Source organism: Micromonospora sp. NPDC050276 (genome assembly GCF_044459545.1).
In the GTDB taxonomy this organism is placed as follows: domain Bacteria; phylum Actinomycetota; class Actinomycetes; order Mycobacteriales; family Micromonosporaceae; genus Micromonospora.
In genome coordinates this window covers 26,827-51,651 of the sequence record NZ_JBITJA010000020.1, presented here as the reverse complement: position 1 = coordinate 51,651, position 24,825 = coordinate 26,827, and the positions used below count along the sequence as shown (strand labels likewise).

At 71.5% G+C, this 24,825-nt stretch carries 7 protein-coding genes; 2 read left to right on the top strand and 5 right to left on the bottom strand.

The features are described from left to right. Positions 1–204: 204 nt before the first annotated feature. Together ACIBF8_RS29265 and ACIBF8_RS29260 are read left to right on the top strand one after the other, a co-directional pair. Positions 205–4,113 (top strand): Pls/PosA family non-ribosomal peptide synthetase, encoded by a 3,909-nt coding sequence (locus ACIBF8_RS29265; RefSeq protein ID WP_396787182.1) that lies wholly within the window; start codon positions 205–207, stop codon positions 4,111–4,113. Continuing rightward, positions 4,059–5,450: a M1 family metallopeptidase gene (locus ACIBF8_RS29260; RefSeq protein WP_396787151.1), complete on the top strand. Its 1,392-nt coding sequence runs from the start codon at positions 4,059–4,061 to the stop codon at positions 5,448–5,450. Before ACIBF8_RS29265 ends, ACIBF8_RS29260 begins: the two co-directional genes overlap by 55 nt. Before the next feature lie 4 nt (positions 5,451–5,454). On the opposite strand, the gene ACIBF8_RS29255 is transcribed toward ACIBF8_RS29260, so the two are convergent. The 5 genes from ACIBF8_RS29255 to ACIBF8_RS29235 form a co-directional block, all read right to left on the bottom strand. Next, positions 5,455–13,329, bottom strand: a complete 7,875-nt coding sequence (locus tag ACIBF8_RS29255; RefSeq protein WP_396787150.1) for a hypothetical protein — start codon at positions 13,327–13,329, stop codon at positions 5,455–5,457. A 2,435-nt stretch (positions 13,330–15,764) separates the two neighbouring features. Beyond that, positions 15,765–19,055 (bottom strand): right-handed parallel beta-helix repeat-containing protein, encoded by a 3,291-nt coding sequence (locus tag ACIBF8_RS29250; RefSeq protein WP_396787149.1) that lies wholly within the window; start codon positions 19,053–19,055, stop codon positions 15,765–15,767. A 17-nt stretch (positions 19,056–19,072) separates the two neighbouring features. After that, on the bottom strand, positions 19,073–21,706 hold the full coding sequence (locus ACIBF8_RS29245) for a hypothetical protein (RefSeq protein WP_396787148.1): 2,634 nt from the start codon (positions 21,704–21,706) through the stop codon (positions 19,073–19,075). Between the two features lie 56 nt (positions 21,707–21,762). After that, positions 21,763–23,445: a hypothetical protein gene (locus ACIBF8_RS29240; protein ID WP_396787147.1), complete on the bottom strand. Its 1,683-nt coding sequence runs from the start codon at positions 23,443–23,445 to the stop codon at positions 21,763–21,765. A 148-nt stretch (positions 23,446–23,593) separates the two neighbouring features. After that, positions 23,594–24,748, bottom strand: a complete 1,155-nt coding sequence (locus ACIBF8_RS29235) for a hypothetical protein (protein ID WP_396787146.1) — start codon at positions 24,746–24,748, stop codon at positions 23,594–23,596. Positions 24,749–24,825: the final 77 nt, after the last annotated feature.

Sequence of the window (24,825 nt, the reverse complement as noted above, 5' to 3'; positions counted from 1 at the left end):
AGTGATCGAATCGCCCCATCCACGCTGCGAACCACAGCGTGGATGGGGCGCATTCGCTGTGGTGGTGGACACGAATCGGCTGCGTTGCCGCCACTTTCCGGTGTTGCGACGTAGCGTCGAGGGTTGCCCAGGGCGGCGGGTCCGCATGCCGCACACCTGGATGACGCTGACCCGCGAGGTGAAGATGGTGCACGCCCGGTGACCATGACGACTGATCTACGACCGAGCACGCCGCCTCCGACGACCACCGCACCGGTAGGCCCTGCGGTCTTCCGCTCCTCCGCGGCCCCACTGCGCCGCACGCTGGTCGACATTCTCGACGAAACCGTGCGCACACACCCCGGGGCCCGCGCTCTCGACAACGGTGCCACGGCGCTGACGTACCGCGAACTGGCTGACGAGGTCGAGGCCGTACGCACGTCGCTGGCCGGTCACGGGATCGGCGTCGGCGACCGGGTGGGCGTGCGAATCTCGTCCGGTACGGCCGAGCTGTACCTGGCGATCCTCGGTGTGCTCGCGGCGGGCGCGGCCTATGTGCCGGTCGACGCCGACGACCCCGAGGAACGCGCCGAGCTCGTCTTCGAAGAGGCGGGCGTCGCCGCGGTGCTCGGTGACGGGCTGACGGTGTCGCTGCGCCGTACCCCCGAAGGCCGGACCTGCCGGCCCGGCCCGGACGACGACGCCTGGATCATCTTCACCTCCGGCTCGACGGGCACCCCGAAGGGTGTCGCCGTCAGCCATGGCGCGGCGGCGGCCTTCGTGGACGCCGAGGCGCAGTTGTTTCTGGTCGGCGAGGCCGATGAGGCAATCGGCCCGCAGGACCGGGTCCTGGCCGGGCTGTCGGTGGCATTCGACGCGTCCTGCGAGGAGATGTGGTTGGCGTGGCGGCACGGCGCCTGTCTCGTGCCGGCCGCGCGGTCGCTCGTGCGCAGCGGCGTCGACCTCGGGCCATGGCTGGCCGAGCAGCGCATCTCCGTGGTGTCGACCGTGCCGACGCTCGCTGCACTGTGGCCGGTCGAGGCGTTGGATGAGGTCCGGCTGCTGATCTTCGGTGGGGAGGCTTGCCCACCGGAGCTGGCGCAGCGCCTGGCCGTCGAGGGCCGCGAGGTCTGGAACACCTACGGGCCGACCGAGGCCACCGTGGTCGCCTGCGCCGCGCGGATGACCGGGGAGGGGCCGGTCCGTATCGGGCTGCCGCTGGCCGGGTGGGAGCTCGCGGTGGTCGACGAGTCCGGCGCCCCGGTCGGGATGGGGCAGGCCGGCGAGCTGGTGATCGGCGGGGTGGGCCTCGCCCGCTACCTGGACCCGGGCAAGGACGCCGAGAAGTTCGCGACGCTGCCGGCGCTCGGCTGGCAGCGGGCCTACCGCAGCGGGGACATCGTCCGCGCGGAGCCCGAGGGGCTGGTGTTCATCGGCCGCGGCGACGAACAGGTCAAGCTCGGCGGACGCCGGATCGAGCTGGGTGAGATCGACGCGGCACTGCAGGCACTTCCGGGAGTCGCCGGTGCCGCCGCCGCGGTGCGGCGGACCGCCGCGGGCAACCAACTGCTGGTGGGGTACGTGGTCCCGCACGATGGCGTCGCGTTCGACGCCGCGACGGCAGCGCAACGGATCCGTGCGCAACTGCCCGCCGCGCTCGTTCCGATGCTGGCCGTGGTCGATGCGCTGCCTACCCGGACGTCCGGCAAGGTGGACCGGGCGGCGCTGCCCTGGCCGCTGGCCGCCGCTGGGGACGCGGCCGGTGAGCTGACCGCGACCGAGGACTGGCTCGCCGGCGGCTGGGCGGAGGTTCTGGGCGTGCGTCCCACCGAGGCGGACGCGGACTTCTTCCACCATGGCGGCGGCAGTCTGAACGCGGCGCAACTGGTGGCGTGGATCCGGCGCCGTCACCCGCGGGTCTCGGTGGCCGACATCTACCTTCATCCGAGACTGTCGCAGCTCGCCGCCGTGCTCGACGCCCTCGACACCACGGTGGCGGAGCGCCGGGAGGTCCGGCCGACGCCGCGGCGCGCGGGGCTGATCCAGGCCGTGCTGATGGTGCCGATGCTCGCGCTGGTCGGGCTCCGCTGGTTGACCGTCCTAGCCGCCCTCGGCAACGTCCTCGCGATGCTCGCTCCGACCCCCTGGGCGCCTGCCGTGTCCTGGTGGTGGGTGGCGCTGGGCTGGCTGCTGCTGTTCAGCCCACTGGGGCGGATCGCCCTGGCCGCCGGAGGGGCGCGACTGCTGCTGCGCGGGCTACGCCCGGGCAGCTACCCGCGCGGGGGCAGCGTGCACCTGCGGCTGTGGGCGGCCGAACGGCTCGCCGAGCTCAGCGGTGCCACCAGCGTCGCCGGAGCATCGTGGATGATCACCTATGCGAGGGCGCTCGGCGCGCAGATCGGCGACGACGTCGACCTGCACTCCGCGCCGCCGGTCACCGGCCTGTTGAAGCTCGGCCGGGGCGCGGCCATCGAGCCGGAGGTCGACCTGTCCGGCCACTGGGTCGATGGTGATGTCGTCCGCGTCGGCAAGGTACGCGTCGGCGCCGGAGCGCGGGTCGGGTCCCGCAGCACCCTGATGCCGGGCACTCGGATCGGTAAGGGTTCACGCATCGCCGCCGGCTCGACGGTGGCCGGCGCCGTACCGGCGAACCAGCGCTGGGCGGGCTCACCGGCCGCACCCGCTGCCAAAGATTCAGCGGGATGGCCCGAGCAGCGCCCCCCGAAGTCTCGAACAGGGGCACGGCTCTGGCCCGTCGCGTACGGTCTGACCGCCCAGTTGCTGGGGCTCGTGCCGGTTGTCGCCGCCCTACCGGCGCTCGCCCTGCTCGGCTGGACGTTCGCCGTCCGACCGACGGTCGGCGCTGTGCTGGCCGCCGTCGCGGTGGCGACCGCCAGCTATGTCGTGGGCTACGCGCTGCTGGTGCTCGGGGCCGTTCGAGCGCTCAGCATCGGCATACGCGCCGGGTACCACCGGGTGCAGGGGCGGCTGGCGTGGCAGGTCTGGACGACCGAGCGGCTGATGGGGATGGCCCGGGTCGGGTTGTTCCCGCTCTACGCCAGCCTCTTCACACCGGTGTGGTTGCGGCTGCTCGGCGCCCGGGTGGGACGCGGGGCGGAGGTCTCCACGGTGCTCGCCCTGCCCGCGATGACCACGGTTGCCGACGGCGCGTTCCTGGCTGACGACACCATGGTCGCCACGTACGAGCTGAGCCACGGGTGGCTCCGTGTCGCCCCGGCCCGCATCGGTAAGCAGGCGTTCCTCGGCAACTCCGGCATGGCGGCACCGGGCAGATCGGTGCCCAAGCGTGGGCTTGTCGGTGTGCTGTCATCAGCGCCGCGTAAGGCGAAAAAGGACTCGTCGTGGCTCGGCGCCCCGCCGATGCCCCTGCGCCGTACCGTGGAAGTGGCGGACACCAGCCGCACCTTCGACCCGCCGCTGTGGCTGAAGCTGGCCCGGGCCGCGATCGAGCTGTGCCGGATCGTCCCGGTGATGGTCTCCGCCGCCCTGGCGGTCGGCGTCCTGGCCGTGCTCGCGTTCCTGTGGCGGGCCGCCGGCTGGGCGGTGGCCGCGCTCGCCTCCGGGCCGGTGCTGCTGGGTGCGGCGGTCGTCGCCGTCGCCATCGCGACGGCTGCCAAGTGGCTGCTCGTCGGGCGGTTCCGGGTCACCGAGCGCGCGCTGTGGACCTCCTTCGTGTGGCGCAACGAGCTCGCCGACACGTTCGTCGAGGTCCTCGCCGCGCCGTGGCTGGTCCGCTTCGCGACCGGCACGCCGCTGCTCACGGCGTGGCTGCGCACGCTCGGTGCGAAAATCGGCCGGGGTGTCTGGCTGGAGACCTACTGGCTGCCCGAGTACGACCTGGTGCGGCTCGGCGACGGCGCCACGGTGAACCGCGGTTGTGTGGTGCAGACCCACCTGTTCCATGATCGTGTAATGAGCATGGACGAGGTGACACTGGGCGCGGGAGCCACGCTGGGCCCGCACGGCATCGTGCTACCCGGTGCGAGCATCGGCGCGCGGACCACCGTCGGGCCCGGTTCGCTGGTGACCCGCGGCGACGCCGTGCCCGACGACAGCCGATGGCTGGGCAACCCGATCGCGACCTGGCCCGCGCCGGCCACGCGGCCCGCGTGAATCCGGACGCCTCCGCGTCGCGCGGCGCCACACCCGGTGCCGACCGTTCGAGCGACTCGTACCTACCCGAGCACGGCAACGGCGGCTACCGGGTACTGCACTACGACCTCGACCTCGATTACCGGGTCGTGACGAACCGGCTTGCCGGCCGGGCCGGCATCACCGCGGTAGCCGCGCAGCCGTTGTCGCGGTTCACTCTCGACCTCGGCCGGCTCCGCGTCCAGGACGTCCGGGTGGACGGGCGCCCGGCGAAATACGCCCACCGGCCGGACAAGCTGCAGATCAAGCCCGAGCGGCCGATCGGCGCCGGGGACACCTTCCGGGTGGAGATCCGGTACGCGGGGAAACCGGTGCCGATCTCCGGCCGCTGGGGCGATCTCGGGTGGGACGAGCTCACCGACGGGGTGCTCGTGGCCAGCCAGCCGAACGGATCGCCGTCGTGGTTCCCGTGCGATGACCAGCCCGGCGCCAAGGCGACCTTCCGGGTGGCGGTCACGACCTCCTCCCCGTACACCGTCCTGGTGACCGGCGATCCCGTTCTGCGGCGGCGTGGCGCGGGGAGCACGACCTGGGTGTACGAGCGGCACGAGCCGACCTCGCCGTACTTGATGAGCGTTCAGATCGGACGCTACGAGATGGTGGACCTGACTGTCGGCGCTGTGGTGCAACGCGCCGCGATCCCGCCCGCGCTGCGCGGGCTCGTCACCCACGACTTCGGCCGGCAGGGCCAGATCATGACGACGTTGCAGCGCCTCTTCGGGCCGTACCCGTTCCGGGAGTACGTCGTCGTGGTCGCCGACGACGACCTCGATGATCCGGTCGAAGCGCAGGGCATGGCCGTCTTCGGGAGGAACCACGTCGACGGGCGGCGCACGCACGAACGGCTCGTCGTGCACGAACTGGCCCATCAGTGGTTCGGCAACAGTCTCACGGTGGCGGACTGGCGGCACATCTGGCTCAACGAGGGTTTCGCCACGTACGCGGAGTGGCTGTGGTCCGGCGTCTGCGGCGATCTGCCGGCGGATGCGCTGGCCGCGCAGTGGTACGCGCGCGTCGCGGCTCGCCCGCGGGACGTCATCGTCGCGGACCCCGGCGTCGACCGGATGTTCGACCCGCTGGTCTACAAGCGTGGTGCGCTCACGGTGCATGCCGTCCGGAAGAAGGTCGGCGAGGAGTCGTTCTTCGCGCTCCTACGGGCCTGGGTTGCCGAACACCGGCACGCGACCGTGACGACCGAGCAGTTTCGGTCACACGCCCAGCGCTTCGCCCACGAGCCCCTGGACGACCTGTTCGCTGCCTGGCTCGACAGCCCGGCGCTGCCCCCGTTACCGCGCTGAGCGGTCAGCGAGGCAGGTTCGGCTGGTGGCGGGTGGCGGTGCGGCCGAGCGACGTCGCCGACGCCGCCACCCGCCGGGCAACCTCCGCCTGGTCGACACCGCCGGACAGCCCCTCGATCGCGATCTGCCAGAGCTGGTCGATCCCCGGATCGGACGGTTGGCTCGGCAACGCCCGGTACGGCCGGACCAGCGCCTCGGCCACCAGGAACATGTTGGCCTGAGGGGCGGCGTGCTGCCGCGGGTCCGGCGGGGTGGGTACGGGTACGGCCGGAGCCGGCTCGGCATGCTTGAGCAGCACCGGTGTGACCTCCACCCCGAGTCGGGCGCTCATCCGCCCGGCCACATTGCTCACCCAGCGCATCAGGTTGCCCGGGTTCAGATCGCTACGGACCTTCTCGCTCATGTATCGCCCGGACTTGTCGTTCGCCTCCCAGCGACCGGTCACGGCATTCCAGCCGAACTCCCCGCTGACCCGGGCCGGTCGTTCCTCGGTGACGCCCGGGCCGACGAAGCCGGCCGCGATGGTCGGGTGGCCCTGACCGTCCAACGACGCCTTCAGACCCTCCAGGGTCAGTTGCCCGTCGAGTCGCCGCATGCCGGTCAACAACTGCTGCCACTCCTCGTCGTCGAGGACGGTACGGATCTCCTCGGTGCCGATGCGAATCTCACCGTCGGGGTCGACGGTGTAGTGCCACCGTGCGTCCTTGCGCTCCAGGAAGGCGGGTGGAAAATCGGCAAGCCGGTACCACACCGGATTCAGCCGCAGCTGGCCGTTCACCGCCTCCCCCGGCTTCACCCGCTTGGCCTTCACGACCACGCCGTACTCGTGGTCCAGATCGATGCCGGGCGTCACCTCCCACCCGTCGACCCGGCTCCGCTCCTTCGTCGACTCCTCGACGTGGCGCGGCACGACCGGCTGCTCCGCCGGAATGATCACCTCTCGCGGGACCGCCGGCCGGCCCCCGCCGGGGGTCGTCGCCAGGGTGTACGGATCTGCGCCGCCGAGCAGTGCCGCCGTCGTCCGGGTGCGGGCGTCGCGCACCTCGTGGGTGGAGACCGGCAGCCGACCCGGCGGGCGTTGGAGCGCGTCGGCGAACCGTTGAATCCGTTGCCGCTCAACCGGCGTACGGCCGGCCAGTTCCTCCTCCACCGCATCGTGGTCCAGCGCAGGCAGATCGCGCTCGCGTTGTCGCAGCAGCGGCGGCGGTGCCGTCGTCGTGGTCCCGGCTCTCCTCCTACCCTGCGGCTCCGGGTGCTCGGCCTCCTCGGTAATCCGTCGCAGATGCGACCCGGCCGGCGGCAACTCCCTGATCGGCGCGAGCTTCCGGGACGGTGGCGGCTCCTCGAGCGGTGGCGGCTCCGGTAGCGGTGGCGGCTTCGGTAGCGGTGGCGGATCGTTTTCCGGGACGACCTTGACCTCGGGCCCCGTGCCGGACTTCGTGTCGTTCTTCGCGTCGGGCCTGGCCTCGTACTTGGCGCTGAACTCGTCGAGCTGCCGGTAGTGGTCCTGCATCGACCTCCACCACGCGGCCTCGGCCGCCTCGCGCTTCTCGATCGTCTGCCGCCAACGCTCGCGCAGCACCGGATCCATTGGCCTTCCACCTGGTGGCGCCGCTGGCCCGGACTGGGACGGGGTGGTTATCTGGCTGCCCAGGGCCGCGTACTTCGCCGCCGCCTCCGCCTCCCCCGCCGCGACGAATTCGTCCCCGAGGCGGGCCAGTTTCTGTTCGTGCGTCACGATCGCCTCAAACTCGCGGCGTACGTTGTCCGGGGCGCCGCTGGTGATGCCGAGCACCCGACGGGCGTCGTCCAGCCCCATCCGCACCGCCACGATCACCGGCGGGATCTGGTCATCGCGGTGATGTCGGTCGGCCTGCGCCACGCGGGGCAGCGTCACCGAGACGGTCGGCTCGCAGACGTACTCGACCAGGACCGAGCGGCCCTCCGGCTTGACGTTGCCGAAGCTGGTCGACGAGTCCTCGGTGCCGGCCGCCAACGCGACCGTCTCGCCGCTGATCGGACCACTGTTGCTGCTCTCCATCGCCTGGTACGGGTCGCCCAGGTAACCCCGGCCGAGCAGCAGCCGGGGAGCGTGCAGCGACTGGGTGAGCCGATTCGACCCGCTGCTGATGTTGGCCGTCTGCTGCGCGACGTGCTCCCGGTAGACGGCGGAGTCGACGCCACCCAGCCTGGCCGCCACCGGTTTCAGGCCAAGCTTGATCAGTGCCTCCTGCATCGACGCGGTGGCGCTCGGTACCGGCGGCAGTTCCAGCCCGTCCGGGTCGAAGGCCTGCCCGACGTTCGGCAGCAACAACTCCGGAGTGAACCCCTGATGCACCTGGTGCGCCCCGACGTAACCAGAGACATGCAGGCGTTTCGCGGCGCCGGTCAGCAACGCCTGGGCCGCCACCTGGAGGTGGGCCGCACCACTGAGGTCCTCCGGTGCGTACCGGGGCGGCAACAGCAGACCGTTGGTCACCTGCCAGCCCGGTTCCGGGCCGGGTGTCGGCTCGGGTCGGTACGGTCTCGGCGTTCGCACCGCAGGCTGGCGTGGCGGAGGGAGCCGCAGATCACCGGCCCACCGGTCGACGGTCACCGGTGCGCGGAAGGTGATCGTGCCATTCGGCACGGCCTTGCCGCGGTGGTAGATCCGGATCTGGAACCGGGGCACGAGCGTGACCCGCGCCTTCACCCCTCGACCGGAGCTGATGTCGGTGGTCCGCTGTTCCGACTCGGTCGAGGTCGAGGTCGAGGTCAGGCTGGTGGTGTTGTACTGGTAGCCAGCACCGATCGCGGCCGGCTGACCGTGCGGATTGAGCACCGCCGACGCGGCGACGTTGGTGTAGAAGCCTCCGCCGTGGGCGGTCCGGAGCAGGTCGGTCTGGCCCTGCGCGCCAACGGTACGCACGTCGATGTCGTCGTGGTTGGCGACGAACTGGTCGAACGTGACCCCGTTGTCGAGGACCGCCTCGAGGCGTACGTCGTAGAGCCGTTGGCTGAAGATCCCGGTATCGGCGTGAATCAGGGAGACGCCGCCGTCGAAGAGCGCCGCCCAGTTCCGCCGTACGCCGGAGCGGGACAGCGCATGCAGCATCCGGCGTCGGTTGAGCATCGGGTCCGCCAGCCCGTGCCCGGTCAACGCGTCCAGGATCGGCCGGGCCAGCGGCTGCGGATTCGGTTCGCCCACCGCGTCCCGCAGCGCCGCGATCGCCGGGTCCACCAGCGAGGGAACGTCGTGGAAGGTCTGCAGTCCCAGTCCGGGTGACCCGCCCGGCCGCAGGGTCAGCTTGGCGTTGCGCGCCTCGTCGGTGACCGGATTGCCGCTGCGCGTCGGCCCGGCGGCGGTGGACGTCACCGGCGGCCGCACGTCACCGAACAGGCCCATGGCCGTCGCCTGCTCCTCGCTGACCCGCAGGTAGACGGCATTCTCGATGACCGCGCTGTGCCGCACCGACTTGTGGTGCTCCCAGCTGTCCGGTTGGAACGGTCTGGGTACGAGAGCGGCGGGGAAATCGGCGGAGTTCGTCACCTCGGCGGCCACCGTCGCCCGTAGGTCGGCCACCACCAGGTAGGTCCGCTTCTTGCCCTTACGGTTGTTGATGTTGCGCTCGATGACGCCGCTGACCTTGCTCCGTTTACGGGTCATCCGGTACGACATCGTCCGCTGGTAGCCGACGGTGCCGGTGCCACCACCGCCGTACTTGTCCCCGGGGCGCATCGCCTCCCGCAACGAGGCACCGAACTGCCCCCGGGCCACGAGTTGGGTCTCGCGGGTACGGCTGCTCCACACCTGCACCCCGCCGCTCGGCGCGTGCTCGGTGGTGATCTCCGCTTGGACCGGTACCAGGCGCGGGTTGACCAGCTTCCCGGCGATCGAGACATCGAGCCGACCACCGTCGATGTCCGTGGTGAGCGGGTCGAGGTCCCACTGCTTCTCGGTCATGGTGCCGAGGTTCGTGGCCTGCTCAGCGGCGGTGAGACTGTCGGTGAGGTCGGTCCAGAGCGGCATGCCCTCCGTCAGGCTCGTCTCACCGCGCAGCCCGCCGAGATGACGCCGGGACGCGCGGTCCCCGTACTTCTGTGTCTCCTGGATCGTCTCCCGGGCGAGATCGAGCAGCGCGGCACTGCCCGGCATCGACTCCACGAACTGCCACTCCTTGACCTCTGCCTTGGTCGCGGCGGAACTGGCGGGTGCCGAGGCGGAGGGCACCGAGGCGGAACCGCGGCCGGCCGGCCGGGTCTGGGCACTGTCGACAAACTGGCGCAGGGTGTCGAGGTCGGTTCTGGTGCGCCGGGCCAGTGGCTCCCGCGGCCCCTTGGTGACCCGCACCGGGAGGGTGATCCGCTCCTTCGGTGCGGCACTGCCCGAGTAGAGGACGTCGACCGGGCGCCGCGCGCGCAGGCTGTACCGGGGCAGCGTCTTCGCACCGACCTGCACCGCGTTGTCGCCACGGGTGAACCTCGTGCCGTCCGCGTGCCGGATGCTCGTGACCCGGGTGCCCAGCCCGAGCCGGGAGCCCCGGTCGCGGCCGAGCCCGATCTTGTACGGGTAGACCCGCACGACCAGCTCCAGGTCGCCGTGGTAACGCTCCGAGTTCGGCGTGCCGCCATGCAGCGCGGTGTCCTGCCCGGTCACGTCCACACCGCCCTGCTGCGCCCGGCGCCCCTGCAACTCGACCGAGCCCGCTGGGCTGTAACCGGTGTTCACCGGACCGTCGCTGGACCGGAAGATGAGCCCGCCCTCCACCGCCACCGCCGCCCGCCACTGGGCGCCGCCGGCGGCACTGTCCTGCTCACTTCGGCTCTGGAAGTTGCGGACGGCGACGTTGGGCTCCACACCGGTGTGCACCAGTTCCTGCGGATGCCGGGCGGTCACGTGGACCACCACCTGGCGGCTGGAGAACCACTTGTTCCGGGTCAGCCGAACCGCGATCCCGCCGTTGAGCAGGGTGGTGTAGTTCTGCCGCAGTGCCGGCACCGACAGCGCCCGGTCCAGCTCCGCCTGATTGCGCTGGCGCTCGCTCGCGGAGCTGGAAAAGCCCATCCGCTGGGCCACACCCTCGCGGCGGAACCGGGGCAGGAAACCACCGCCGAAACGCCGGACCAGCCGCGCGGTCTGCTGATGCAGATCGGCGAACTGGCTCATGTCGTACGGCATCGCATGCCCGCCCTTCTCGGCGAACGGCGGCAGATGCCTACCCGGCCCCTGTTCCGGGTCGATCTCACGGATTTTGCCCTTGTTGTTCGGATCGCCCTTGGTGTTCGGATCGCCCTTGGTGTTCGGATCGCCCTTGGTGTTCGGATCGCCCTTGGTGTTCGGGTCGATCGACACGGTGCTCGTCCTGCGGTACTCCCTTTCCTGCTGACGGTCGCGCTTGTCGCCCTCGATGTTGCCCTCGATCGACACGGTGCTGGTTCTGCGGTACACCCTGGGCCGTTCCGGCGACGTGGCGCTGGTTCTGCGCTGGTTCCTGGTCGGCTCCGGCGACGTGCCGCTGGTTCTGCGCTGATCCCTGGGCGGTACGACGGAGTCGGAGCTGGTTCTGCCGTACTCCCTGGCCGACCCGGCGCTCGTCCGCCCGGGCGCCGTGCCGGTCCTCTTCAGCACGGGCGGTCGCACGTCCCGGACCATCTCCTCGGCCTTGGCCTTCGGAAGGCGGGACAGCACGCTCAGATCCAGCACGATCGGGCGTACCCCGGAGCGGAACGGCGTCTGGAAGGCGTTGACCCGGGTAGCGGTGTTGATGGTGAGCCGTACGTTCACCTTGGCCAGCACGTTCTCGATGTCCTTGAACTCGGTGCCGGTCCGGGTGGTGCTGCCCTGCCGGGTACCGGTGGTGGTGTTACGCCGGAAACCCAGGCTGAGTCGCAGTTGCACGTACGCCCACCCGAAGCCCCAGCGGATCGGCACCGCGCTACCGCCGCCGCCGACCGAACTGATGTGCTGCTCCCGACCGTTGACCGTGTACCCGGGCTGCCACCGGAACGAGGACTTCTTGACGTCCGCGACCAACTGCATCCCGGTGACCTCCGCGTTGAGCTGGAGGGCCACCGCCTGGCGGCGCGACGGGCTGAGGATCAGCGGCGAGTTCACGTCGCTCTCCAACGCCGGGAGCAGTTGCCCCAGCACGCTGGGCTCACTCAACAGCGTCCGGAGCTGCTCCCGGCTGAGGCTCCCGTGGTCCACGGTGCCGGTCGGTTGGAACTGGCGCAGAATGTCCTCGACGACCTCGTTCCAGGTCCGCGAATCCGTGCTGCCGTCGTCCTCGACCGTGGTCAGGGCGCCCACGGCTCCGTCGTTCGAGGCAAAGGTGCCCGCCTGGGCGACAGCCACCGGCCGGGCGTCCAGGATTCGGATCACGTTCAGGTTCTGGACCAGCGTCGACACGTCGAACCTGCCCCGGCGCATGTCGTCGGTACGCGGGGTCGCCTTGGCGATGTCGTCCAGCGTGCGAAAGCCGACCTGGGCGGTGACCACGTTCGGTGCCGCTCCCGCATCGTCCGCCGTCGTCTGGTGCGCCGGTGGTGGGGTGGGCAGCGCCGACCCCGGTTTTCCCACCTGCACGGTGAACCGGACCGGCGCCAGCACCAGATGGGACGGCCCGCCGCTGCGGACGTTGTGCGAATCGAAGAGGGTGGCGCCGCTCTCGCTGGTCACCGCCGCCTGGGCCAGGGCGATCTCGCCGGACGCCCCGCCACCCGGCCCGAACCGGCCGCCGATCATGAAGCCGGCACCGACGGCGAGGCTGTCACCGGAGCTTTCGGTCTCCTTCAGCGCCGTGCTGAAGTCGTTCCTCGTGTCGTACTTGGCCTTGTCGTGACTCTGGTCCAGACGTTCCTGCTGATCGGTCAGCCGCGTCGTGGAGACGGTGACGCTGTGCCAGCGGCCGGTGCCGTCACGGACGTCGAACGTACGCCCACCACTGGTGAAGAACGACTGCAGATCCGCGCGGAGCGCGTTCTCGATGCCACTGAAGTCGACACTGATCGCCTGTCGTCCGCCCCGGGTGAACCGGTGCACGATCGGCCGAATCCGGGCACGTACCCGAGCCTCGACATCGGTCCGCAGGTCATCGACCAGCTTGTCGAGGTCGATGGCGCCGTCCACCTCGTACAGCAGGTCGGGCTGATCCTGGTAGAGCGAGCCGCTCGGCTTCGGCACGACGTCCGGAGTGGGGGTTGCCTTCGATCGGTCCTCCTTGACCCGGGAACCCGACGCCAGGGCGGACCGGCGGAACATGCCGGGCCCGGGGTTGCGCGGCGCGTCCACCAACGCCTCGACAAGGGACGACCTGCCTGGCCGCCGCTCCGGTCCGGCCGCCTCGGCCAGCGGCACCCAACGGCCGGCGGCGTCGGTCAGCATGACCTGGGCCAATGGCAGGTGCTCCGCGAGTCCCCGGTCAGACGTCGCGTCCAGCCAGCCCGCAGGGCGCTGGAGGTCCACCCACTTCAGCCCGCCCGGCTGCCCGGCCGGCACGGTCGCGTCGGCGTGCAGCTCGAACATGTGCGCGTCGCCGCCGGGCGGGCGTACCCACACGTACGCGCTCCAGCCGTCCCGCCGGGTGCCGTCGGCATTGGTCAACAGGGTCCGAAGCGCGTCGGCGTCACCCCCGAACTGCTCCCACGAGCCGTCGACTGCGTGCGCGAACTCCCGGGGGTCGCCCCGACCCAACAACGTCTCGTCCACGGTCCGCTGGGCGAGTCGGCGATGTTTGGCCAGGTAGGAGGCGAGCAGGCCGGGATAGCAGTCCGGCTGGCCGTCCCAGGTTGGTCGATCGGGATCGGCGAGCAACCGTGCCAGGCCGTCGCTGACCTCGTGCGCGTTGCGGGGTGCCGACACGTCCCGCCGCCCGAGGTCCGCCGCCACCTTTCGCAGCACGTCGGAGTCCTGCGGTAGCACCCGTGCGTGCGGGGACGAAGGCTCCCGGCGCGTCTGCTCCGGTCCGGCGTCCGCGCGCTGGTCGTCGGGGCGGTTGGGGCCGGGCAGGGCGTTCACCTGCTCCGGCCGGGAAAGTACGGCCGAAGCGCCTGGCGGCGTGGTGACCGGCCCGGTTCCCGGTGCCGAGCTGATCGGCGTCGGACCGGCGAGCGGGGCAGCTGCCCCGGAGGTGGCTGTCGGCGTGACCTGGGAGGGCACGGAAACCGACGTGGCCGGGGCCGGCGGGGAGGCCGACGCCACGGATGTGGGCGTGGCAGCGGAAGGGGGCGGAGTCAAAGTCGGAGTCGAAGTCGGGGCGACGGGGTCTGGGACCGGTGTCGAGCCGACGCCAGCCGGACCGGTCGGGATGGACGGCAGGGGCGACGGTCCGGTCAGCTCCGAGGCGGTCACCGTGTGGGGGGTGGACGGCGTGGATGCAGCCGGCGTGGACGCGCCCGGCGCAGACGCACCCGGCGCAGACGCACCCGGCGCAGACGCACCCGGCGCGGACGCACCCGGCGCGGATGCGCCCGGCGCGGCCGGGATACCCGGGATACCGGGTGCGACCGGGGGTGGCGGTGAGTTCGGCAATGCCGGGAGTTCTGGCGAGTCCCGGCCGATCTGGTCTCCCCCCGGCGAGGTGGCCGGCCCCGGCGAGGACCACTGGGTCTGCGCGCCGCCGGGCGCGGACGTATCGGTGTTCGGCGGGAGGACGTCGTTGCCCGCTGCCGGGTCATCCATGTCCAGGAGACCCGGGACGGGCTCGACGGACGCGTCCCCGTCAACTGCGGATCCGCCACCGCCTCCGGTCGACGACCCCGTGCCGGAGCCGGAGCCGGAGCCGGAGCCGGAGCCGGAGCCGGAGCCAGGAGCTATCGGAGGGGTGGTCGTACGCGACGGTGGGACCCCCGGATCATCCTGCGGTGCGACCGCCGGATCCGTCGGATTCCCGGCGTACCCGGGCGGTGGGTTCGGATCCGTCGGCACATACGTCGGTACCGGATCCCGATCCGCGGCCGTGTCCGGATCAGCATCACCCGACACACCACCACCCGACTTCGGATCGCCCTTCCCCCCACCGGCGACCGCGTTCCCCACCGACCCCGCGACGTCCATCGTCATGCTGTTCAACACACTCGACACCACCGTCGGCGCCAAAATCCCCGTATCGATCACCCCACCGCTCAACACCAACCCCGACACCACCTCCGTCGTCAACTCCTCAGCCGCGTCCCCCGCAGCCCGACCCCCCGACGACGCCGCACCACCGGCCACCCCACGCCCCGCGGAACCACCCCTGCCCGCACCATCCAACGCCCCACCCAGCGCCCTACCACCACCAAGGCGACGCGCCGCCCCCTTACCCGCACCGAACACCCCACCGACCAGAGCCTCCAGAGCACCCCCCTTCGCCGCGTCACCGGTCGCACTCCGGTTCCACCCCCGCTGATAACCCCGACCCCGCCCCGCCACCTGCGCCGCCACGTCCACCAACAACTCATAAATCATGTTGAACGCGGCACTCATCGCCGCCTTACCCACCACCCGCACAAACGTCTGATAAAACGCCTGCCGCACCACCGGCGCCTTCGCCACCCACTCCAAGAACAAGGCAGGATTGATCCACAACAACTTCAACGCGATCAACAACTCGATCAACAACAACGCCGTGATCGCCAAAATAGTGACCTGCACATAAAAGAACAACGCCGCGAACTGCACCATCGCCTGACCCAGCGTCCGCACAAACTCCGGACCCGCCTTCAACAGGCCCGCAACACGATCCGCCGCCGCAACAAAAGCCTTCTCAGACTCACCCCGCACCCCACCACGGATCGTCTCCACCCCCGAGACGAACGACCTCCCCGCATCATCCAAAACATCCGCAACAACAAACAACTGCCGCCCGAGCTGATTCAACCTCTCCGGCAAAAGGCCCGGAAACTTCTCACCATAAAACCACTCAAAAAACTCAGCAACCTTATCCCCCACCACAAACGGCACGACCCCAACACCCCCCGCTCAGTGCAATCGGAAAGAGTCGACGACGTTGCCCACCGGTGGCCCGGTAGAAGAGGGCAAGAGCACCGTCGCTACAGGACACCCGCTTCACCGGACGGCAGAGGCCGGGCGGAAGGATCTATCGACAGCGGACATGGCAGACATGCTGAGCGGTGCCCAGGAACGGCTACCCGTCCAACGGTGAACGACGTCACAACAACAGGTTAAGGATCACGTACTTCGATTCCGGGTGGCGCAGCCGCTGGACCGCCGACCAGTCTTTGCAGTTCGGGGCACGCCTCAGCTCGCTGAGGCGTGCCCCGAACTGCGAACCGGAAGAGGTGCAGCGAGCGGGCGGACGCTTTGCCGTGCGCAGACAGCGCCCCTCACTCGAATCAGGCCTTGGCGGCCACCGCCGGTGCGACATCCTCGATGAGAAGGGTCCGCAGTTGCTCGACGGTGGGCTTACCGAGCGTGCGCAGGCGGCCCGCTTGGCGGGTGATGCTGTCCTCCAACAGCTGCCGCGCGTACCGCCCGTTGCCGAAGGTGCGGCCTTTCGGGACCCGCTCGAAATGCTCCCGCAGGGCAATGAGTGTCGTGCCCGGGCACTCATATCCGCTGGCTGCGGCGATCCCCTGGAAGATGGCCACCAGTTCGTCGGCGCTGTAATGGACGAAGTGGATTCGGCGCGAGAAGCGGGACGCCAGACCGGCGTTCGCGGCCAGGAACGCCTCGATTTCGTCCTCGTACCCAGCCGCGATGACCACCACCTCGTCGCGGTGGTCCTCCATCAGCTTGACGAGCGTGTCGATCGCCTCCCGGCCGAAGTCCTGCCGGGCATCCGGCGGTGCCAGGGTGTACGCCTCATCGATGAACAGCACCCCACCCCGGGCCCGCTCGAACGCTTCCCGGGTGCGCTGGGCGGTGTGTCCGATGTACTCGCCGACCAGGTCGGCCCGCGCCACCTCGACCAGTTGACCGCCGGCGAGGACGCCGAGGGCGGTCAGCAGTTGACCGTACAGCCGGGCGACGGTGGTCTTGCCGGTGCCGGGCGGCCCGGAGAACACCACATGCCGGGAGATCGCCGGTGCCGGGAGACCCGCGCTCACCCGGGCCCGAATCGTGGCCAACAGGTCGATCAGGTCGGAGACCTCCCGCTTCACCCCGCCCAGCCCGATCATGGCATGCAGCCGGCCCAGCAGCTTGTCGACCTCGTCCGCCTGGGCCTCACCGGCCTGCGCACCGCCCGACGCCGCGGCGCCGAGGTCCTGGGGCAGGAGTTGAGCCAACTCCACCCCGTCCGACGAGACCGCCTGGGACAGCCGGAACGCCTGCCGCCCGATCATCTCCTCGAACACCTTGCGGGCCACCCGGGCGTTGCCGAAGTTCGCGTCGCGGGCCATCCCGTCGAACAGCCGGATCAGCGCCAGCCGGGTGTCGTACTCCAGCGAGTAGTGGTGGGTGCTGCACATCCGCTCGACGATGGTGACCAGTTCCTCGGTGGAGTAGCTCTCGAACTCCACCGACTTGGAGAACCGGGAGGCGAGTCCCGGGTTGGAGTCCAGGAACTGGCGCATCTGTGCCGAGTACCCGGCGACGATCACCACGACCTCGTCGCGGTGATCCTCCATCAGCTTGACCAGGGTGTCGATCGCCTCCCGGCCGAAGTCGTGCCCGCCACCGCCACCGTCCACCGGGGACAGGGTGTACGCCTCGTCGAGGAAGAGCACACCGCCGCGCGCCTCGTTGAACTTCTCGGTGGTCTTCACCGCCGTACCGCCGATGTGTTCGGCGACCAGATCGGCCCGGGAGACCTCGACCAACCGACCGGTGCTCAGCACACCGAGCGCGGCGAGAATGCGCCCGTACAGCCGGGCGACCGTGGTCTTGCCGGTGCCGGGGGCCCCGGCGAAGACCATGTGCCGGGACATCGGCGGCGCCGGCAGGCCGGCGGCGGCTCGCCGCTGGCTGACCCGGTGCAGGCCGACCAGCGTCGCCACCTCGTGTTTGACTCCGGCGAGCCCGACCAACGCGTCCAACTCGGCCAACAGCGGAGTGGCGGGGTCGGCCGGTGGACCGTCGGCGGGCACCATCGCCCCGAACGGTAGCGCCAACTCTCCGGCGAACGGGGTGGAACCGCCGCCGGCGGGAGTGCCGGCCGGCGTGGGGGCGGCCGACCGGCTGCTGCCCGGGCCGCTCGGGCGGACGGCGTGACCACCGTTGCCGGACATCGTGGTCATCTCGACGTGGACCGGCTTGGCCGTCTCCCGGACCAGGCCCTCACCCACGTTCTCGAGCAGCTCACACCCGTCCACGCGACCGGACGAACCGCCGGCGAATCGCACCCCCGGGCCGCCGCTGCCGCGCACGCGGGTCCGGATCAAGGTCAGGTTCCCCTCTCCCTGCACCAGAATCCCGGCCCTGCGGGCGCCGCTGACATCCGATCCGCTGACCGTCGCCGTACCGTCGACCTGCAACCCGACGCCGCAGCCGTGGACAATCGCCTGGTCGGCGGTGAGCGTCGCCCCGGGCTCGACCAGGAACCCACCGGCCGCGCACCGATCGATCCGCGTTTGCCGAACCACCGGCCGAGCCTGGCCGAGCAGCCGTACCCCGAATTCCCGGACGTCCTCGATCACGCAGTCCTCGACCACCGGCGCAGCCGACCCGTCGACCACGATCCCGGTCGGCCCACCGTGCACCGTCAACCCGCGTACCGTGCCCGTCGACTCGGCCTGGAACAACAGCGCACCGCCCGGCCCGCCAGTCACCCGGCCACCCTCGACCAGGGGCGCAGCCGACCCGGTGACCCCGATCGCCGCAGCCTCGGTACCGTCGATCGTTCCATCGATGAACGCGCCGGCGGCCCGTTCGAGCACGAGCAGCCCGTGGCCCGTGACACCCCGCACCTGGCAGCCCCGCAGCACCGGGTCGGCACTGCCGGACAGGACCACACCGTGCCCCCCGGCCGTACGGATCTCACACTCTTGCAGGGTGGGCCGGCCACCGGTGACGACCACGCCGGACCCCGGCAGGTCATGCAGTTGGCAGCGGATCAGGCGGATCTCGCCGTCCTCCTCGACTGTCACCGCCGCGCCGTCGACCGCGGTGATCTCGCAGTCCTCGATGGTTCCCCGGCCACCTCGGCTGGACAGCACTCCGGTGCCCCGAATATCGGTGAACGTACAGCTTTTTAGGACCGGATCGGCGCCGCCGACGATGACCGCGCCGGCGCTGCCCGTCTGCCGGACCGTGGTGGCGCTGACCGTCCCGCCGGCGTCCCGCTCGAACAGGAAGCCGGCACCGTCCGGGTTGCTGACCTGACAGTCGCGCATCTCCACCCGACCGCCGGGCACGTGGACCGCGACGATTCCCCGTCCGGTGACCGCGCACCCGATGGCGTGCAGGGTGCCTCGCCCGATCTGCACCGCGGGCAGGTCGGTGGCGCCGCCGCGAACGTTCAGCCCGCGCAACGTCACGTTGCCGCCGCCGACGAAGACGGCCACCCCGTCGCCGCCGTCGATGGTCACGGTGCCCGGCCCTTCCTCGGCGGTCACCGTCACGTCTCCGGACAGCCGCAACTGCTCCCGGTAGGTGCCCGGCTGCACGGCGATCACCGCGCCGGGACTGGCGGCCGCCACCGCCGCCGCGATGCTCGGCAGGCACCCCGGCTCGGTCTGGGACACCAGAAGCATCCTGTTGCTCACGCTCGTCCATCCTCGATCGGCGCGACAGTGCCGGCGGTCGCCGGCATGGGAAAGGGCCGGCCCGCGTCGTCCAGACCGGGCGCGAAGGCAAGCGGTACGCGGGCGCCGCCCAGCGAGGTGCCTCCCTGACCAGCGGCGCGCAGCCGGTCCAGGATTCGCTCGGCACTGTCCCGCCCGCCCCGGTGGGCGGCAGCAAGATCGCGCAGTAGGACCCGTACCGCCTGGTCGGGGGCTCCGTCGTCGTCGACCGCGAGCACTTGGAACCGGCTGGCCGGTGGGAAGATCGCCGCAGCTCGGCCATCGCTGCCCAGGTCGTCCAGCCGGCGTGCGCTCACCGACCAGATGGTGAACCGCACGCCGGTCTCCTCGGTGCCCGTCCCGGCGGCCAGATCGACGTCCAGGAAGGCGGGCTCGACCAGCACATCACCGGGCCGGTATCCGGCGGCCAACCGCCGCTCGGCGGGCCCGGCCCCGAAGACCGGGCCCAGCACCGATGGCAACCGGCGCAGTCCGTACGCGGCGCAGCGGGCCACCAGCGCGAGACGGTCAACCTCGGAATCCGGGCCACCGCCGCGCAGAACCTGGTTCACCGAGTCACGTTCTTGGTCGCGGTACGCCCGCAGAGCGACCAGCCCGGCGGTGAGTTGACCGGAGGCGCCGGCCACGGCCCGCAGTCCGGGTGACTGTGCCAGGGTCCGGGCCACCACCCTGGCATGCGCGTCGTAACGGCCGCCGAGTGCCTGGCGCAAGGACGTCCGGTCGGCAACCGCCCGGTCGATGTCGGCCTCGGCCAGCCACCGAGGCGCCGGTGCGGGCGACGCCGCTGGTTGTGGGGGGCGGTCGGCCGTGGGCATGGTGGTGGCCGGGGATCCGGGGTGGCTCACCGGGGGCGAGGCGATGACAGGTGCCGGCGGTGGCACGGCGACATCGGTCGCCAGGCCGGCGGCCGCGCCGGGGTGGGCCGACTCCGTTGGCCGGCAACCGGGAGTGGCGAGTGACAGATCCTCGGGTCGGCCGAGCACCAGCGCCACCGGTCCGTCGGCGTCTCCCCCGTCGACGGTGCGAGCCGGACCGGCCGGGGGGTTCGGCGGGGTCGCGGCGGTTTCTTGCACAGGGAGCGGCCGCTGGCCCGCCGCGTCTGCGGCCGTACCCGCGCTGGCGGCGGGACCCTCGGACGGCACGGCGTCGGGCCCCGCCGGGCCGGTGGCAGGTCGTCCGGCGGGCGGCGACGGGACGGCGGACACCGGTGACGGCTCGCCGATGGGGGCGAGCCGCGCCGCAGTCGTCCAGCGTTCGGGCGCGAGGAGCGCGACGAGCTCCGGATCGAGCGGCGTAGGGAGCAGTGCCGGTGCCGCCGGACTCGGTGCGGTGGTCGGCTGGTCCGGGGCGGCGGGCCGTTCCACCGCAGCGACCGGCTGAGCCAGCCCGGCCGGTATCGCGGCGGGGGGCGAGGCGGGGCGAGGCCTGCTCGGGGCTCCCCACCGGGCGGCCGCCGACGGCCGGGGTGGCAGCACGGGCCCGAGGACCTGCCACCGATGCGATGCTCGTGGCCCACCTGGCGTCGACGGGCTCCAGCGGCGGAACGTGCCGGTGGTCTGGAGCAGCCCGGTGGCGGTGCGGCTGATCTCCCCATCGGCTACGTACAGGGGCACCCCGAGCGCATTCACGAGGCCACCGAAGAGCAGGTCGGCCGCATTCCTGCGCACCGGCACGCCGTACGTGGCAAGCACCAGCGGCCGCTGGTCGCCCGCCCGGCAGAGATCGATCAGTGCCGCCAGGGCGCGAGGTGTCACCGGGCGGCCGTCCACCCGAAAACCTGACACGTCCACCAAGACCTCGACCACGAAGCCGGCCGGGACCGGGCCGGCACCCACCATCGGTTCGTTGGCGAACGACCAGCCCGCGGCGGTGCGTAGGCCCGGCACCGGGTGTGGTGTACCGGCGTGCGCCGACGGTAGCGCCGGCACGTCGCGCTCGGGGCGGGACACCGGCCGGAGCGGCAGCCAGACGCGGGACGGCCGCCGCGCCGGCAGGCCGACAAACCCGCCGTTCGGACAGGAGACCACGGACCGCCAGCCCGTGAGGGCCGCCACCCGCACCGCTGACCTCGGCGGGACCAACGCCTGCACGGGTGGCGGAGCAGAGATCGGCGCCGGTGGCGGCGTTGGAAGGGAAGGAGGCGGCGGAGGGAGTGGCCACCAGGGCTCGGCGCGGACCGGGGCGTCCGGGGCCGACACCGCCCACGGCGCGGGACGGAGCACGACGCCCGCCGGAACCGCCAGTTCGGTCAGCGGGAACGTCACCTCCTGACCGATCCACTCGGCCAGTTGCCGCGCCTCGGTGCCGGGTTCGATGGACCGGTCGTACGACCCGAGTGGTACCAGCCGGACCCCGGCCGCGACCCCGCCCAGGTGTTCGGCCAACACCTCCGGCAACAGCTCGAACAGATCCGGCCGGGAGGTGACCGACGGGGCGATCAGCACTGCCCGCCGCCCCGCCTCGGCGGGCAGCGCGGCGGCCAGCGCGAGCATCGGCGTGCGCGCGTCCGCCACGGTGAGCATCGCCAGCGTGTCCCCGACGGACTCCACGATGACGGCCGGAATCGGCTGCTCGCCTCCCGTGCGGGGCATTGCGCGGACCTCCTTGCCGCGGGCGATCAGGAACGCGCGCGTGGGGTGAACGGTGGTCAGCCCTTCGCTGTACCGGTGTGCCAGAGCCCTCTGCCGCCGATCGAGATGGTCACGTTGCCGTCGGCCTGCAGCACCAGGATCGCCCCGTTGTTGCCGGCCGTGCCGGAGCTCCAGAGCGTCACGTTGGATTTGGTGTAGAGCACCAGGTGGCCGTCGTCCTGGAAGACCAGGTGGTCGCCGCCCCTGCCGCCGGTACGGGTCTGCCAGACCAAGGTGCCCTGGTCGTAGAGGAGCACGTTTCCGTCGTTGGCCAGCACGAGTTTGAGCCGGTTGGTTTGCCAGGACTGGTTGCGTTGCAGTACCGAGGTGGCCCGTACCACCAGGGTCTGCCAGTCCGGCTTCGGTGGGGACGTGGTGGCACGGGTTTGCGGTGGCCGCGGCGATGACGTGCCGGCGGGGGTGTTTCCGCCGGCAGTGCTCCCGGCGGGGGTGTTTCCGCCGGCAGGCCGCGTCGCGGGGGCGGACGGCGTCACTCCGGGACGCGGCGTCGCGGTAGGACTCGGCGTGCCGGCCGGCTTACCGCCCAGCCTCGGGTCCTGCTGGTAGCGACCGACGTACCCGGTCACCAACTTGATGTGGTCGCGGAGTTCCGGGTCGTCGGGTACGCCGCCGGCCCGCCGCACCGCGTCCGGGCCGATGCGGAACGCGGCCAGCGCCAACGGGTACGGGTCTTTCTCCATCCCGGACAGGTCGCGCATGAGGGCGCACATCGTCAGGCCGAGGCTCGGGATGGCCACGCTCGGATCCCAGGGCGAGGTGGTGCTGGGCGACGGGGCGTACGCGGCCCAGACCTGCGGATTGAATTGGGCGATGCCCTGCGCGGAGTGCGCCCCGAGCAGGTTCGGGTTGAAGCCGGAGGAGGCCATCAGCTGCGCCGCGACCCGGCCCGGGGAGAGCCCCGGGCACGACCGGCCAGCCGCGAGCACCGCGGCCAGGTAGACGTCCGGCACCGGCTTGGCAGCGGTCCCCGAGCTGGGAACCACACCGATCGGGCCGGTCGGCCCACCCGAGGGGGTCCCGGTTCCGGGCCGACGGGCGTACCAGGCCGCGTAGGCGGAGACCTGGTTGACGTAACCGGTGGCCGCCGGCGGGATTCCCTTGGCGGCGCGTACCGCCTCCACGCCAGAGTGGTACGCGCCCAGGGCCAGCCGCCACAGGTCGCCACCGATCCCGGCCTGCCGTACCTGGCCGACCAGGTCGCAGGTGAGATGGGCGAGCGCGGTGATGTTCGCGGCCGGATCGGTGCGCTGGGATGTCGTTGCGGGCTTCCACGTGTCCCACGCCGCGTCGGTGAGACCCGCCACCTGCGTGCCGCCGTTGGCGGCCTTCGTGTTCGCGTCGAAACCGGAGGCGGCCATCAGTTGGCCGGCGAGCCGGGCCGGGGTGAGGACGGGACAGGCGTGCGCCGCCGCCGCGATCGCCTCGAGCTGGCCGGTCGGTACCGGTCGGCCGGCGAGTTGGGCGTCCTCCGCGGTGGCGGTACCGAACCCGGCGCTGGCGACGACGCCGGTTCCGCCGAGCAACACGATCAGGATTGCGATGGCGACCCAGCGCCGCAGCGGGGAGTCCAGCCGGTCCAGCCCGCGCCGGGGCAGGTCCCAGACTCGGCGCGTACGGGCGGTGGCCGCGAGCCGGTGTCGAAGCCGTCGGTAGACACCACCGTCGGGCGTGCGAGCCACAGTTCAATCTCCCTCAGCTGCCGGGTCCGGATACACGACGGTTCACGGGCACGGCTGGTTCAACGGACTGGCGAGCCAATTTGTGGGGTGTCGCCGCTTTCGCGGCGCCGGGTTGCTCCGCGGCAGCGCTGGCCTCCGGCCTGTCGTCCTAGCCGGGGTCGACCTGAGCACCCTGTTCGGCCTGAGTACCCTCGCCGACCTCAGCACCCTCGGCGGCCTGGTCGGGCACCGAAGCGTAGAGAACGGACAGCGCCCGGTGTACTGCCACCGCGTCGACCTCTGGCGCCAGATAGTGGTTGGCCCTGATCGCGTCCAGCAGGTCAGGGTCCGGAGCCAGCCCGTACGTCCGCAGGTAGTAGGCGGCGGCGTCGGTCCAGATCCAGCGACCGTCGGTGAAGAACCCGGCCGGCACCACCTCGCCGGCGTCCGCATCCACCACGTCCGGACTGTGCGTCGAAGTGATCAACAGCGGCGTTCCCTCGGCCAGGTAGCCCAACACCCGGTCGCGTTCCTCCCCGTCGAGCCGAGGGTGGTCGGGCGCGAAGCCGGGCCCACGCTGCGGGTCGAACGTGTCGTACACCCGGGCGACGACCGGCACGAGTGGTGGGGCGGCGGTCCAGAGCAAGGCGGAGAACCCGAGCGCGGTGCGCTGGTACGCCGGCAGGTCGTCCGGGCTGAGGAACGCCTCGACCTGCGGATCCGTCTCGCCGGCGCGTTCCAGGGCGTCCTGGGTACGGGCGGCGAGCGCGGGCAGAGCCGCCTCGTCAGCCCCCTGGAGCAGGTAGATCCGGCGTGGCGGCGGCCACTGCGTGTCCATTGCCGGGAACCGCCAGGCGCGCCACAGGGCGGTCGCCGCCACACCGTCTCCGAGTTGCGCCGCCACCGACGTGACCGCCACCTGGTCCGTCCCGTCCGCGGCGCCGGGCCCGTCGTAGGGCACCGTCAGGTCGATGCTGTACGGCACCGCGTCGCCGTGTTCGGCCAGCTCTTGCGGGCTGACCGGGGCCAGCCCGAAGGGCGGCAGTGGGTCGGTGGCCACGCGTTCGACCTCGGCGAGCGCCTCGGTGTCTTCCCCAGCCTCGGCGAGGGTGTCGGAGAGCAGGACCGCGTCGGCCTCCGTCATCGCCAGCCGACCGGCGAGCGCGGCGAAGACCACTGCTTGGGCGATGTCCACGAACTCGCCCTCGCTGAGCCAACGGCGGGCGGCAGTGATCAGCTCGTCCGGCAGCCGGCCCGACATCCGCAGCAGCAACTGGTGGAAGGCGGCGGACTGGCCGCTGGGCGCTCCTACCGCCGTGGTCATGGCGTCGTCCTCTCGATGCGCAACATGGTGGCTCGACGCTCGGTCGCGCCGTTGGGTCGGACATCCTGACGACGGCT